General features: G+C 60.0%; 10 protein-coding genes and 3 pseudogenes. 4 read left to right on the top strand and 9 right to left on the bottom strand.

Going from position 1 to position 13,936, the window contains the following annotated elements; translation table 11 throughout:
• The first annotated feature begins 49 nt into the window (after positions 1–49).
• Positions 50–469, top strand: a complete 420-nt coding sequence (locus BMX57_RS04840) for a hypothetical protein (protein ID WP_143057879.1) — start codon at positions 50–52, stop codon at positions 467–469.
• A gap of 384 nt (positions 470–853) precedes the next feature.
• Here BMX57_RS04840 and BMX57_RS20850 read toward each other — a convergent pair.
• Positions 854–1,081: pseudogene (locus BMX57_RS20850) on the bottom strand (transposase); the annotation flags it as partial.
• A 2-nt stretch (positions 1,082–1,083) separates the two neighbouring features.
• Between BMX57_RS20850 and BMX57_RS20855 the strand changes: the two are divergent.
• A pseudogene (locus BMX57_RS20855) lies at positions 1,084–1,505 on the top strand (DDE-type integrase/transposase/recombinase); the annotation flags it as partial.
• A 208-nt stretch (positions 1,506–1,713) separates the two neighbouring features.
• Here the strand turns inward: BMX57_RS20855 and BMX57_RS04860 are convergent.
• The 6 genes and pseudogenes from BMX57_RS04860 to BMX57_RS04885 all read right to left on the bottom strand — a co-directional run.
• Positions 1,714–2,184 carry a hypothetical protein gene (locus BMX57_RS04860; protein ID WP_177175382.1) on the bottom strand — a complete coding sequence of 157 codons (471 nt, stop codon included), beginning with the start codon at positions 2,182–2,184 and terminating at the stop codon, positions 1,714–1,716.
• A gap of 307 nt (positions 2,185–2,491) precedes the next feature.
• A complete protein-coding gene (locus BMX57_RS04865) occupies positions 2,492–3,238 on the bottom strand; it encodes a proteasome-type protease (protein ID WP_177175383.1) in 747 nt (248 codons plus the stop codon).
• 10 nt (positions 3,239–3,248) lie between these two features.
• On the bottom strand, positions 3,249–4,046 hold the full coding sequence (locus BMX57_RS04870) for a transglutaminase family protein (protein ID WP_092363028.1): 798 nt from the start codon (positions 4,044–4,046) through the stop codon (positions 3,249–3,251).
• 7 nt (positions 4,047–4,053) lie between these two features.
• The gene (locus BMX57_RS04875) at positions 4,054–5,001 is read right to left on the bottom strand and encodes an alpha-E domain-containing protein (protein WP_092363030.1); all 948 of its coding nucleotides are present in this window, start codon (positions 4,999–5,001) and stop codon (positions 4,054–4,056) included.
• Between the two features lie 5 nt (positions 5,002–5,006).
• Positions 5,007–6,431, bottom strand: a complete 1,425-nt coding sequence (locus BMX57_RS04880) for a circularly permuted type 2 ATP-grasp protein (RefSeq protein WP_092363032.1) — start codon at positions 6,429–6,431, stop codon at positions 5,007–5,009.
• A 424-nt stretch (positions 6,432–6,855) separates the two neighbouring features.
• Positions 6,856–7,374 (bottom strand): annotated as a pseudogene (locus tag BMX57_RS04885) (IS3 family transposase); the annotation flags it as partial.
• Positions 7,375–7,521: 147 nt separating this feature from the next.
• Between BMX57_RS04885 and BMX57_RS04890 the strand changes: the two are divergent.
• Both BMX57_RS04890 and BMX57_RS04895 read left to right on the top strand, forming a co-directional pair.
• Positions 7,522–10,614, top strand: a complete 3,093-nt coding sequence (locus tag BMX57_RS04890) for an adenylate/guanylate cyclase domain-containing protein (protein ID WP_092363034.1) — start codon at positions 7,522–7,524, stop codon at positions 10,612–10,614.
• Positions 10,615–10,797: 183 nt separating this feature from the next.
• Positions 10,798–11,754 carry a hypothetical protein gene (locus tag BMX57_RS04895; RefSeq protein ID WP_092363036.1) on the top strand — a complete coding sequence of 319 codons (957 nt, stop codon included), beginning with the start codon at positions 10,798–10,800 and terminating at the stop codon, positions 11,752–11,754.
• A gap of 246 nt (positions 11,755–12,000) precedes the next feature.
• Here the strand turns inward: BMX57_RS04895 and BMX57_RS04900 are convergent, their stop codons facing one another.
• Together BMX57_RS04900 and tnpC are read right to left on the bottom strand one after the other, a co-directional pair.
• Positions 12,001–12,129 (bottom strand): transposase domain-containing protein, encoded by a 129-nt coding sequence (locus tag BMX57_RS04900; RefSeq protein WP_092363038.1) that lies wholly within the window; start codon positions 12,127–12,129, stop codon positions 12,001–12,003.
• A 72-nt stretch (positions 12,130–12,201) separates the two neighbouring features.
• Positions 12,202–13,767, bottom strand: a complete 1,566-nt coding sequence (gene tnpC, locus BMX57_RS04905; RefSeq protein WP_092363119.1) for an IS66 family transposase — start codon at positions 13,765–13,767, stop codon at positions 12,202–12,204.
• Positions 13,768–13,936: the final 169 nt, after the last annotated feature.

Raw genomic sequence — 13,936 nt, forward strand, 5'->3', positions numbered from 1 at the left:
TCCGGGGCAAGTGCTCCAACATGCAAACTGTCAAAGCGAGGAGGCTGACATGACACAATTTACACGCGCCGCCGCTGCTGCTGTGGCCATTTCCCTGGCAGGAAGCGCCGCCATGGCGGAAACCGAATTGGAGGCTGCGCTGAAGAGCGGTGGAGAGAGGCTCAAGTCTGACGAGATCGCGGAGCTTTTGATCGGCAATATCGTCACGGCCAAATCGGGTGAGAAGATGTTCAGGTTCTTCTATGACCCGGCCAATATCCTGAAAGGAGAACTGACCAATGGCGGTTGGAGCGGGACGGGGGCCTATGCCATCACCGACACCGACCAGGTTTGTGTCTCGATGGCCGCCGACAAGGGCCGCTATCGTTGCCTGAGCGCTGTGCGCACGGGCGATACTGTCCAGAAGTTCAATGCCGACGGCAAGATGACCTTCGAGCTTCTTGACTTCGAACCATCGACGGGGCTTTGAATTCGATTATTGCTGCCCTCGTCCTGGACAGTGCCAATCGCAGTGGCTCCTCCTGGGATTCTGGACCAACGCACGTGAGAACTTCCGCCGGTTGGTCGGCTCGGGACGTCGTCCCGAGCCGATGTAGATTGGCAATCTATTTGTTGAATCAGGACACCTGTGAATATCACTATAATCGCTCCCACTGTGATCTGGGCTTGATAAGAGCGTTCTCCGCTTGTGAGGAGTTGTCCGGAACGCTTGTCTCCAAGGTCCGCAGCGCCTTCTTGAGGCTTGCCGCCGCTTCTGTTCGGTCTATTTCTGACGGTCACGTCCGCCAAGGTGGTGTATTTTTTCGGGTGTCCTGAGGGCATGATCAGGCGGCCTGGGTTTGATGCTGATAAAGGGGTCGGTCTCCTCTGCGTCGATTTCCGCGAAGGCCTCGACCATCATGTAGCGGCTTGGCGTCTGCCACTCGTCGTTCTGCTTGAACAGCACCGCGCCGATCAGGCGGGTGATGGAGGCCTCGTTCGGGAAGATCCCCACCACGTCCGCGCGGCGCTTCACCTCCTTGTTCAGGCGCTCGATCGGGTTGGTCGAGTGCAGCTTCGTGCGGTGCTGGCGTGGGAATCCCATATCTGTGGCGGGCCGTTGATCACGAGGGCGAGGTTATGGAGAGCTTTGCAACCAAGACCCGGGATAAGAAGGCGGCGTTGAAAGTCTTTAAGAAAGCAGTGCGTCAGCACCGTCAGCCCGAATTGAATGTGACTGACAGGCTCCGGTCCTGCGGGGCGGCCCTGCGCGAAATCGGTGCCGCCCATCGCCAGGAAGCAGGCCGATGGATGAACGATCGGGTTGAGACCTTGCACCTGCCGTTCCGACGACGGGAACGGGCGATGCTGCGTTTCAGGCGCATGTGAAGCTTGCAGAAATTCGCCGCCGTCCACGCCTCGATCTTCCACCACTTCAATTTGGAGCGCAGCCTCATCAGTCGTCCAACTTCAAGCTGAACCGCGCCGCTGCTCTGGCCGGGTGGCGCGGCCTTTGCATTGAATAAGGGACAGCCATCCTGTCCTTGTAGAGACTGGATCAAATTTTTTACACCACCATCGTTCGCCTTCTGCATCGCCATGACCGTGGCAATTATCGTCACTATCGCGTCTCAACTCAGGCTTCAGGTCAGTTCGCCCCATTCTTCTGTTGGTGGCGTGTTTGCTGTCGGCTTCCTGCGTGACTACATCTATTCATGCTATGCGCGGACGCCCTTAGCGGTCATCAGTACCGGGTTTTGAAAGGAAAATACGTCGGATGTTCCGTGGGCCGATTGCATTAGTGGCGGCCCTGGAAATGGCGAAGACGACCAGAAGAAGGGCGAGCCATAGTTGGACCACCAGAAACATCGGCCAATCGATCGTCGCGACATCCGCCTTTGCAGTGAAAAGGAACCCGCGGCTTCCAGTTGCCGCCGAGAGCAGCCGTTCAGCCAGATGAAGAACGATGGTCATTGCGAAGTATATCAGTGCCGACCAGAGCGCACCGTAGATGAGTGGATGTCCGATGAACCGATTGGTGAAAGGAAGCCTGTCAGCCAGAAGAAACGCCTTTCCGACCAGCAGCGCCCCGATGGTTGCTGAAATATGCGAGACCGCGCTGAGTTCATGATCGTCCGACAGGAGGGCAACGGTCAGGACGATGAGATTGAAGCAGACGAAGAAGAAAAGGGTCGGGGCAAGCATCTGCCTGATCTCGTGACGAAGAAACGAGACAACGCGGTTTACCATTATGTCGGTTCTCCAAGGGGCAGGCGGATCCAACGGCGTCAAGCGGAGCGCAAAGGCGTGGCTTCGCGGTATTCCTCACCGACCGTTACCGTATAATTGTTATTGTATAGATTGTCTCGGGTCCAAGCCGATTACGCGTTTGGAGGCCGAGCCGTCGGGTTGCCGGGCGCGGAGGTGAACGAGGGGTCTGATTGGACTTGTTGCGCGCACCTACAGCGACGAACGGGCAAGTACACACAATCCGGTTGCTCCGGAACGCCGCCTAGCTTCCCTTCTTTGGAAAACTGAACGCGGGCAGGCTGTCCAGCGCGTCCTTCAGCGCATCGCCCCAGTCCTTGGAGACAGACTGGAAATACCGGTCCTCCATCCCGATCCGCCCATGCGGCCCTATCCGGAGGCTGTCAGCCTCGTAGCAGTGGTAATCGAAGGGCGCACCGACGGTCAGATTGGCCTTGAGCGTGGAATCGAAGCTGACCAGCAGCAGTTTGATCGCGTCTTCGAAAGCCATCGCCGGATCATAGGCCCGCACCAGGATCGGCCGGCCGTATTTCATCTCGCCGATCTGAAAGAACGGGGTGTCCTCTCCGGCCTCGATGAAGTTGCCTTCGGGATAGATCATGAACAGACGCGGCGGGCTGCCGGCGATCTGTCCGCCGACGATCAGGGTCGCGCCGAACGGGCTGTCCGACCTCTGACCCTCATCGCCGTGCTGTTCGATCACCTCACGCATCGTCTCGGCGATCGTGCGGGCGACCTGGAACATCGACGGCGAGGCCAGAACCGTGGGCACCCGCTCGCTCGGCGATTTGCTGCGTTCGTCCAGCAGGCTCACCACCGCTTGCGTGGTGGCGAGGTTGCCGGCCGACATCAGGGTGATCACCCGCTCGCCGGGCGCCTCCCAGACCGTCATCTTGCGGAAGGTCGAGATATTGTCCAACCCGGCATTTGTCCTTGTGTCGGACATGAAGACCAGGCCCTTGTCCAGAACCATCCCCACGCAATAGGTCATCGCTCGGTCCTTATTGCTGCGCTACGTCGATCCGGACCTCGAGAGACTCCCCGGTGCCTCCGACACGGGTTCCCGATACCGGAGATGCGTCGGCATAGTCCAGCCCGGTTGCGACGCGGACATAGCGCGAATCCGGCGAGATTCCGTTCGAGACGTCGAACCCGACCCAACCCAGCCCGTCGACATGCGCCTCGGCCCAGGCATGCATGGCGTCCTGCGCGGTCTGGTCGTCCAGCATCAGGTAGCCCGAGACATAGCGCGCGGGAAAGCCGAGTTCGCGGGCGCAGACCAGAAACACATGGCTGTGATCCTGGCAGACGCCGCGTCCGGCTGCGATGGCATCTTCGGCGTCCCAGCCAGTATGCGACACGCCAATCTCGTAGGCGATGGACTCGCGGATCCCCGACACCAGCGCGTGCAGCCCGTCCAATGTCGGCTCGGCGCCGATCCGCCGCAACAGGGCGCGCGCGCCCGCACCGGCGCGCGTGAGGGGGGTGTCCTTTTGGTAGAGCCACAGCGGCGCCGGGCCGCGATGCGGGCCGACGATCCCGGCGGTATCGGTCAGCTCGACTTCGCCTTCGCTGATCACGTCCATCTCTGTCGCGCCGGGGGCAAAGCTGATCAGCTCGGTCGCATTGTTGTGGTGGTCCTCGAAACTCAGCTCCTTGCGGCCGTTTTCAACCCGGGTCTGCCAGCCGATGACGGCCTGCTGGTTCGACGATTTCGGCGTCTTGCGCAATTGCAGAAGTCCGAAATTCACCGGGGTTTCGAACCGGTAGCGCGTACTGTGCTGGATTTTCAGTCGCATGTCACCGTCACTCGTAGAACCTGAAGTCGATTTCGATCTGGCGGGCGATCCGCGCCAGGTGGGCGAGGACCGTCTCGATGAATTCGTGCAGGCCGAAATCGAACACCGCGCCGATGTCCTGCGACAGGCACTCGGCCAGCAACGCGTCCACCAGATCGAGCGAGGGCAGAGGGTCGGGAATGTCCTGCTGAAGGTGCAGAAGGTTCTCGCGCACGGTCTCGGCGCAGAAGGCCAGGCTGCGCGGCATCCGCTTGTTGAGGATCAGGAACTCGGCGATCTCCAGCGGCCCGCCGGCGGCACCGTATTCCAGCCGGAACCCGCCACGGGCCGAGACCGAGCGCAGGATCGTCTCCCATTGCACGTTGTCAATCGAGGTGCCGACCGCCCCCGCCGAGGGCAGCAGCACATAGTATTTCACGTCCAGGATCCGGGCTGTGCTGTCGGCACGTTCCAGGAACGTCCCGATCCGGGCGAAATTGAAGATCTCGGTCCGCATCATGGTGCCAAGGGTCATGCCGCGCACCAGCGCGGCATGCTGGCGGATCGTTCTGAGCGTTTCGGGAAGGTCGCGTTCCGACACTTTCCTGGCCAGGATCCGGCGCGCGGTCATGTAGGTGGCATTGGTGGCCTCCCAGACCTCGCCGGTCAGCGCGGTGCGCACCAGCCGCGCGTTCTGGCGGGCCGCCTCGATGCAGGACAGGACCGACGAGGCGTTGGCCCCGGACCGCAGCAGCCAATCCACCGCCTCGTCTCTGGTCACCGGATTGCCCTCGGCCTCGGCCTCGAAGTCGGTCAGCGCGCCCGCCGATTGCAGGACCGAGACCCATTCATCGTCGCCTGCGTCAAGCCGGGTCAATGCGATCCGCTGACCGGTCTCGATCAGGCGCGCGGTGTTCTCGGCCCGCTCGAAGTAGCGATACATCCAGAACAGGCCGTTGGCGGTCTTGCCCAGCATACCCGTCAGTCCTCTTGCACCCAGGTGTCCTTGGTGCCCCCGCCCTGGGACGAATTGACCACCAGAGACCCCTTCTTGAGCGCGACACGGGTGAGGCCCCCCGGCGTCACCTTGATGCCCTCGGGGCTGACCAGCACGTAGGGCCGCAGATCGACATGCCGCGGCGCCAGCCCCTGCCGGGAAAAGATCGGAACCGTCGACAGGCTGAGTGTGGGTTGGGCGATGTAATTGCCGGGCCGCGCCTTCAGTTTCTTGCGGAAGGCGGCGATGTCCCGCTTTGTGGCGGTCGGGCCGATCAGCATCCCGTAGCCACCCGACCCGTGCACTTCCTTGACCACCAGATCTTCGAGATTGTCCAGGACATGGACCAGGCCGTCGGGATCGGAACAGCGCCAGGTCGGAACGTTCTGCAGCAGCGGGCGCTCGCCGGTATAGAATTCGACGATGTCGGGCATGTAGGCATAGATCGCCTTGTCGTCGGCGATGCCGGTGCCGGGCGCGTTGGCGATGGTGATGTTGCCCGCGCGATAGACATCCATGATCCCCGGAACGCCAAGCTGACTGTCGGGATTGAAGTTCAGCGGGTCGAGGAATTCGTCGTCCACCCGGCGATACAGCACGTCGACCGGCTGATAGCCGCGGGTGGTGCGCATGGCGACGCGCCCGTCCACCACGCGCAGATCATGCCCCTCGACCAGCTCGACCCCCATCTGGTCCGCCAGGAAGGCGTGTTCGAAATAGGCCGAGTTGTAGATGCCCGGCGTCAGCACCGCCAGGACCGGCTTGTCGCCGGCGCAGGCGGGGGCACAGGCGGCCAGCGAACGGCACAGGTCGGTGGGATAGTTCTGCACCGGGCGCACGCGGTTGCGGGCAAAGAGCTCGGGAAACATCTGCAGCATGGTTTCGCGGTTTTCCAGCATGTAGCTGACGCCCGACGGTGTGCGCGCATTGTCCTCTAGCACGAAAAAATCGCCCGGGCCGGTGCGCACCAGGTCGATGCCGACGATGTGGGTGTAGATGCCACCCGGCGGCTCGACGCCGATCATATGCGGCAGAAAGGCGTCATTGCCGCTGATCATGTCCTGGGGAATGCGGCCGGCCCGCACGATTTCCTGCCGGTGATAGATGTCGTAGAGAAATGCGTTGATCGCGCGGACGCGCTGTTCGATGCCGCGCGACAGCCGCGACCATTCCGGTCCCGAGATGATGCGCGGGATGATATCGAAGGGGATCAGCCGCTCTTCGGCCTCGGCCCGCCCGTAGACGTTGAAGGTGATGCCGGTCAGTCGGAACAGCTCCTCCGCCTCGCGCTGCTTGGCCCGCAGCCGCGCCGGATCCTCTTCGCTGAACCAGTCGTGGAACTGTCGGTAGGGCTGGCGCAGCCGCGCATCGTGGCCCCACATCTCATCGAAATACGGCGTGTTCTCCATGTCGCAGCCTTTCACGTCCATCGACACGACCACGCCGAGCGGATCACATCAAGGAAAACGATGGATACCACATTCGACTTGTGCGCGTTGCTCAAAAATGGGGCAGGTGGCTAGGAATGCAGGGAACAGGCCAATCAGCACTGCAAAGGGCAATGGCAAACGACAATACGCTTTGCTGACGGATATTGAAGGCGAAGCACTATTCTTTGGAAAAATGGCTAGACCCGGGCCATGAAACGGAGTTGACAAATTTAAGTTGGCGTTTTTCCGGTTCGATGGACGGTTTCGGGCTTATAGATTCCAGCCCTTCGGCAGCAGTCTTTTCGTAGTAAACCGGGGACTTGTGGCCCAATACCGAAAATCGGCGCGAGGGTGCTGCCAAACACCGGACCTGTCACGCCTTTTTGCCGCCCCCGGTTCTCATTTACACGGCCTGCGCCTCGAAGGCCAAGGGGCTTTTCCAGCTTGGGGCTGAGTGCCGTCGGCGTGGATTGTAGAAGCCATTGATGTATTCGAAGATGGCCAGTCCGGCGTCGCGGCGCGTCGACCACGACCGCTGCCACAACAACTCGGCCTTGATCGTCTTGAAGAAGATCTCAACGGCCGCATTGTCGTAACAGTTTCCCGTGCCGCTCATCGACACTTGGAAGCCGCGCTGGCGCAGGATCTTCTGGTAGTCGTGAGAACAGTATTGGCTGCCGCGGTCCGTGTGATGGATGCAACCCTTCGATGGTTGCCGCAACGCAATGGCCATGTTCAACGCCCGGATCGCCAGGTCGCGCTTCATCCGGTTGCTGACGGCCCAGCCGATCACGCGCCGGGAGTGCAGGTCGAGGATGACCGCAAGGTAGAGCCAGCCTTCCTGCGTCCACACATAGCTGATGTCACCCGCCCATTTGCGGTTCGACCGGGCTGCCGAGAAGTCCCGGTTCAGTAGGTTAAGGGACAGCAAGCCTGTCCTTCGTGAGGCTGGTTCGCATTCGGCTGACACAACCCAATTTTTACAGCACCGGCCAGACACGGCGCCAGGAGTCGTACCACTACTCCCAATCGGATCACATTTCGCTATACTGACAAGCGGAGGTTCGAAATGGGCGGCGGACTCGACGAGTGGCTAGAGATTCATGGTTTTGTGGAGTACCGACGCGCGCTCGAAGAGCATGATATCCGCTTCATAGATCTTCCGCTTCTGACCGAGGAAGACCTGAAGGAGCTTGGACTACCAATCGGTCCACGTCGTCGTTTCTTAGCAGCCATCAAGACGATGTCAGCGGATCTTCAGGTAGCGCAAGCGTCTCGTTTTGGGGGGCCAGCGTCAAAACAACCCGAAATTCGCCATCTAACCCTGATGTTTGTTGACCTGGTAGGTTCCACGCAGCTCTCTGACGAGCTGGATATTGAGACGTACCGGGATCTTGTACACGAATACCAAACCATCTGTTCAAACGCCGTGCGGCGACACCATGGGCATCTCGCCCAATTTCAAGGCGACGGCGTCATCGCCTATTTCGGGTATCCCTCGGCCGAGGAGGATGATGCCGAACGTGCAGTTTTGACTGGCCTCGAGATATGCACCGTCATAAGCCACCTCTCGGCGCCTGGCCGCGAACCGATAAAAGTCCGTATTGGGATTGCGACCGGAGACATCGTGATCGACCTGCGCGAAGGCCACAACGCACTTGCCCTTGGCGAGGCCCCCAATCTGGCATCCCGTATTCAGGCGGTAACCCAACCTGGCACGGTCGCCGTAAGCGACGATACCAAAGCGCTCTTGGGGGCGAATTTCGAATGCGAAATGAATGGAGATTATGAATTCAAAGGATTCTCGGACCCGGTTCGCATATGGACTGTCCGCGATGCCAGCGTACCGGAGTTGCGCTTTGAGTCCAGACGAAGGGGCAAGACAACACCTATTGTCGGACGCGAAGGCGAATTGCTCTTGATGGAGAGCCGTTGGCACAGCACCCTGCGCAATAGTTCGCAATTCATAGCTCTTTGCGGCGAGGCGGGAATTGGAAAGTCCAGGCTGGCCGAAGAGCTGAGTGCGAGAATTCCGCGTGAGGACAGGCTAAAACTGAGTTTCCAATGCCTGCCGAACCATGGTGGAAGCGCCTTCCACCCGGTGATAGCGGCCGTCAATCACGCAGCTCGAATTACTCGAACGGACGATACCGATGAGCGACTGAGAAAGCTAAGGCGTTTGTTGTCCGCGTGGACAGATAAATCTGATACCGCATTTCCCGTTTTTGCACGATTGCTTTCGATCCCGTTGTCACCAGAACCTGAGCACCAGGAAGTCCCGCCAGAGCAATTGAAAGAGCAGTTTCAGGATGTAATGGTCGGCATCCTGCGCGAATTGGCTACGAAAAAGCCTTTGCTAATTCTGTTTGAGGATTTGCATTGGGTTGACCCATCAACTGAAGATCTGATTGACTTATTTATTGAAGTTTTGAGAGATACACCTGTCCTAATAATTTGCACGTTTCGCCCCAGCTACCAACCGCGTTGGCAGGGGCTGGCACGCGTGACTTCACTGACGATATCCCGTCTCGAAGACCGACATTCGCGCCAGATTGTCCACAGTATGAACGAGCAACAGAGCATCCCGCCGGAATTGGAAGCTCAGATAATTGCCAAAACAGATGGCGTTCCGCTTTTTCTCGAGGAGATGACGCGGATGATTCATCAACGCCTGGATGCAGCACACACGAGAGCCACGTTTGGCAATGCACTGGCCTTGCCGGAAACGCTCAAGGACCTGCTCCGTGCCCGGATTGACAATCTGGCCACACCGCACGATTTCGTTTCTGTGTGTGCGGCTATTGGTCGATCGATCATTCCCGCGATGCTCCCGGCAGTAACTGGTAAATCTGCAGAAACAATAAAGCGGCTGCTCGATCACTTGACAGAGGCGCAGATACTGACCCGCCGCCCTGTAGGCGACGGCACGAGCTATCACTTTCGGCATGCTCTGATCCAGGAAGCCGCCTACGAACTGATGTTGCCGAGTCGTGCTCGCAAGCTGCATCAACGCATCGCAGAGACCATTGTGAATGATTTCCCGGATTTAGCGGCGCGAATGCCGGAACAACTGGCGCACCACTACAGCTTGTCGAACATGCCCGAAAATGCTCGCGACGCTTGGCGGGAAGCGGCCGAACATGCCGCGCGCCAGTTCGCGACGGAGGAGACGATTAACCATTTGCGCGCAGCGCTGGCGGAAAACGCCAAGGTCGGCGATGTGGCGGCAAGGGATGTCCAGGAACTTGCGATACGGCGCCTCTTGAACGTCGCTCTCAACACACATGCTTTCGGCTCACAAGAAATTCGTGAGAACCGCGATCGGCTACACCAACTGCTCGACAAGACAAGTGCCAGCGTACAAGACAAGTTTCTCGCAAAAGTCGTGCAATATGGCACCCAGCTGATGCTTGGCGAGATCGACAACGGGCTCAAGATTTGCCGGGAAATGCAGGAAATTGCTGGCTTGACAAGCGATCCGACAATGGCAGCCATTTCCGCACACAGCATGGGCATGACACGGTTCATGTCAGCCTCATTCGACGATGCCATTAGCTGTTTCGACGAAGCGCTCCGGCTACGCGAATACATCGCGCCGGACGATATTTTTGCATTCTACGCCGCCGACATACGCCCCGTTGATATTGCAATGAAGGCTTGGGCGGTGGTTTGCCGATCTGGTGAACACCCGGAACTGGAAGGATTATTGGCAGCGGTCGGCGAAGAACCGCATGATTTCTCGCATTGCTATGCGCTCAGTATTCTTGCCGCTACGCACCAGGTTGCCGGTGATGTCGAAGCAGTGATGGATCTATGCGCCAAGGCGCAGGAAATCAGCGACAAGAGGAAATTCCAGTACTGGAGCGCTTGGAATGCGATCTTGCACGGCTGGGCCATCGCCCGCTCGGGCGATCCGTCAGCTGGGATTTCCGAACTATCCCGTGGGATCGAGGACTATCTTGCAACGGGGTCAACGCAAATGACGCTGTACGCGCGCACATTGCTTGCGGATGCCTGGCGCGCTGCCGGCGATTTCGAGACTGGCCTTGCCACGATCGAAGCCGTTCGCGAGGACCCGCTGTCAAGATCAATACGGTACCAGTCCGTCCTGACGGAATCCGTCGAAGCCGCTCTCATCGCGGCCAAGAGCTCTTACAAGTGACATGGGTTTCACTTGCCGTTGAATCAGGGCCACAACGCCCGAATTCATATGGTTGTAGGATGCGCCGCGACGGGCTCCCAGTCCGCGGCTACCAAGAATCGACATTCTGGTGTAAGCTATCGACATATTTTTCCTATTGCGTACGAGTTGATTCTCCGAACTCTAATATGAAAGGGGGACAGCATGTCTCGCCGCGCAGACATTTTTGCATTGGGTATTGGGATCTTTTTTTCGACTGGTGTTTTTACTTCGGTCAATGCCCAGGACGTGTCCGATTTGTCTTTCCTTGAGAATGGATTAGCAGTCAGCCTCGATGGTCTCGAAAAAGTTGAGAGTTTCGTTTCTTACACTATCCAGGCAGACGAAGGCCGCTCTCAGCTCAGTTTCGACAGCCTAGGACAGGAGGTTCTGGAACTTGAACTGAATTACAGGAGCGAGGACTTCCTCGAGGTGGTCACCGAAGCCTTTCCCCCAGAGGACGTGGAAGACAATCGAGCACCGAAGGGTCTGGAAGCTGTCGCGTCAGCGGTGCATGACGGTGGAATGCAAGCACTCGCAGCCGAAGAAACGATCGCCTTCATCCAGGGTGCCGCCAAATGCGCAGCTAGCGGCGGGGAACTCCTGCCCAAGGACGGCGACGGCAATCCGCGTCCGCGGCTCGTGCGCAGTGAAATGGATTTGCATTTCAACGTTGGCGCAATGCCGAATGGGTCGAATTTTGGGAGAGGCCAGTTTGATGTCAGTTCGATCAAGGTGCTGATGTGCGTGGTTTCTTCTACCCCGGCGGACAGCTTCCCGATTATCGTGGATCGACGGTGGGTCATCAACGTGGGCGATGGCGCGTTGATTGCAAGAACGCAGCAACGGTATCCGCCTGATGATGCTGATGCTCCGATCTACCCGTTCCGGCTTTCGGCGCAGGGCAACGACATCCAGCTGGTTTCCTACTACGTTTCAGGCGTTCGCCAACCCTACACCGATCCACTCTATGAGACATCCCCCAACTCATGCATCGACATCTTCTTCACTATCGTGCCGGTGTCAGACCAACCGATCATGATCTCGAGGCCGGGTGATCTGGTGTTCTGTGCTGGCGGCGCGTGCGGGAATAGACCTCCCAAACTTGACGCTACACATTGAGTCTGGACAGCTTTCGCCTTTGCGACTTTGGCGGTTCGGACCATGTCTGGGCTCGGTCAGCGAAGGCTTGCCTGAGGCAGGCAGGATGGTTGCGTGGGCCTTGCCAGAAGGAACCCGGTTGAGGCGGGCAGGGCGGCCTCGTAGCCTTCGACTATGTCTGAACGCGACCCGTTCAAATACTTCGACAGCAGCCTGGAAGTCATTCGCCTGGCGGCAAGGATGTAACGTAAGCGCTCAGCCGGCGCCCTATGCGGCGAGGCTTGACGCGGGTGCGAATGTCCAGGGCATGAGGTCGTCGAAACGGCTCTTGGGGTGGCCGCCGAGCAGGGCGCGCAACGTGTTGGTCAGATAGCTGACCGGGTCGATATCGTTCATCTTTCAGTTGGCGATGAGGCTGGCGAGCATCGCCCAGTTCTCGGCGCCGACCGTAAGCGCCTCGGCGATCCCCTACGCGGCGCGGCTTGACGCGGCCGCAAAGTTCCAGGGCATGAGATCGTCGATGCGGCTTCTGGGATGACCGTCGAGCAAGGCGCGCAGCGTGTCGGAGAGGTAACTGACCGGATCGACGTCGCACATCTTGCAGTTCGCAATCAGGCTGGCGAGCAATGCCCAGTTCTCAGCGCCAACCTCGTGCCCGGCGAAGAGGGCGTTTTTTCGGGTCAGAGCTATCTTTCTGATCTGGTTCTCGACCGGGTTGGTGTCCATCTCCAGACGGCCGTCTTCAAGGAACCGCGTCAGGCCTGGCCAACGCGCCAGAGTGTAGCGGATGTCCTCGGCCAGCTTTGACGAACGCGGAATGCGCGACAGTTGCGCCTCGAGCCAAGGGCGGAAGGCGGCAATGATCGGCGCGGAGAGTTCGCGCCGGGCGGCAAGCCGGGCGTCGGCGGGCAGGCCGCGCACGGATTTCTCGATTGCATAGAGCTCTGCGATCTGGCGCAGGGCTGCCTCGGCAATCGGCGAGCCGTCCTTTTCGAGCCGTTTCACGAACCGCCGACGCGCATGCGTCCAGCAATGAACGAGCGTCCATGGGCCCTCGGGCCGGTCGATCCTGGTGAGTTTGTCATAGGCTTCATAGCCGTCGCATTGCACGAACCGCCCGCGATAGCCCTCGAGGAAACGGAGGGCATGCACGGCGCCGCGGCCGGGCGCGTAGTGGAACATCACCACGGGAGGGTCGGCGCCGCCGTGGCCCCGGTCATCGGAGACAATGGCCCAGAAGTAGCCGGTTTTCGTTTTTCGCCGCCCGGGATCGAGCACCGGCGCGCGGGTTTCATCCATGAACACCCGGTCTGCGCGTTTCAGCCGCTCCTTCAGGTGGTCTGCGATGGGGCGCAGGTGGAAACAGGCGCGTCCCACCCAGTTGCCGAGCGTCGCCCGGTCCAGCGTGATCCCCTGCCGGGTATAGATTTCGGCCTGGCGGTAAAACGGGAGGTGGTCGCCGAACTTGGCCACCATGACCTGCGCGATCAGCGCCTCGGTAGGCAGCCCGCCGGGCACGACATGTTCCGGGGCATGGGCCTGAACCACCGCGCCGGAACAGCGCCGGCAGGCATATCTGGGACGCCGAGTGACCAGCACACGGAGCTGGGCAGGCACCACGTCCAGCCGTTCGGAGACATCTTCGCCGATCCTGGCCATTTCGCCGCAACCGCAGGGGCAGAGCGTTGTTTCGGGTTCGATGACCCGTTCGATCCGGGGCAGGTGTTCCGGAAGATGGCCGCGGTTGCGGTTCGGCGTGCCGCTCTCGGCAGCACCTCGTCCCTTGAGCGCGCGCCGCGCCTTCTCCTGCGCCGCGTCCAGCACGCCCTGCGCCAGCTCCACATCTTCGAGCGGCAGATTGAACTGCTCCGGATCGAGCTTTTCGGATCTCCGCCCGAACCTCTCCCGCCGCAACTCGCTGACGATGCTCTCCAGCCGCTTCTGGGCCTCGACCGCATCCACGAGCGCCGCCTCGGTCTCGGCGAGGCGGGCTTTCAAAAGCGCGTTCTCTTCGGCTAGGGCGGTGTCGGTCATGGCTGCGATCAAGCACACGGGCGGGATCACCACCACCGACAAATCATCGCCGAGTCACTCTGCCGCAGCTACCCCGCCAGTTCCGGCCGGCGCACACGTTCGGGGCGGACAAGCCGCCAGTCGAGGCCTTCGAACAGCGCCGAGAACTGCGCGGGCGACATCTTCATCA

It is taken from the genome of Cribrihabitans marinus, from assembly GCF_900109035.1.
GTDB classification, from domain to species: Bacteria; Pseudomonadota; Alphaproteobacteria; order Rhodobacterales; family Rhodobacteraceae; genus Cribrihabitans; species Cribrihabitans marinus.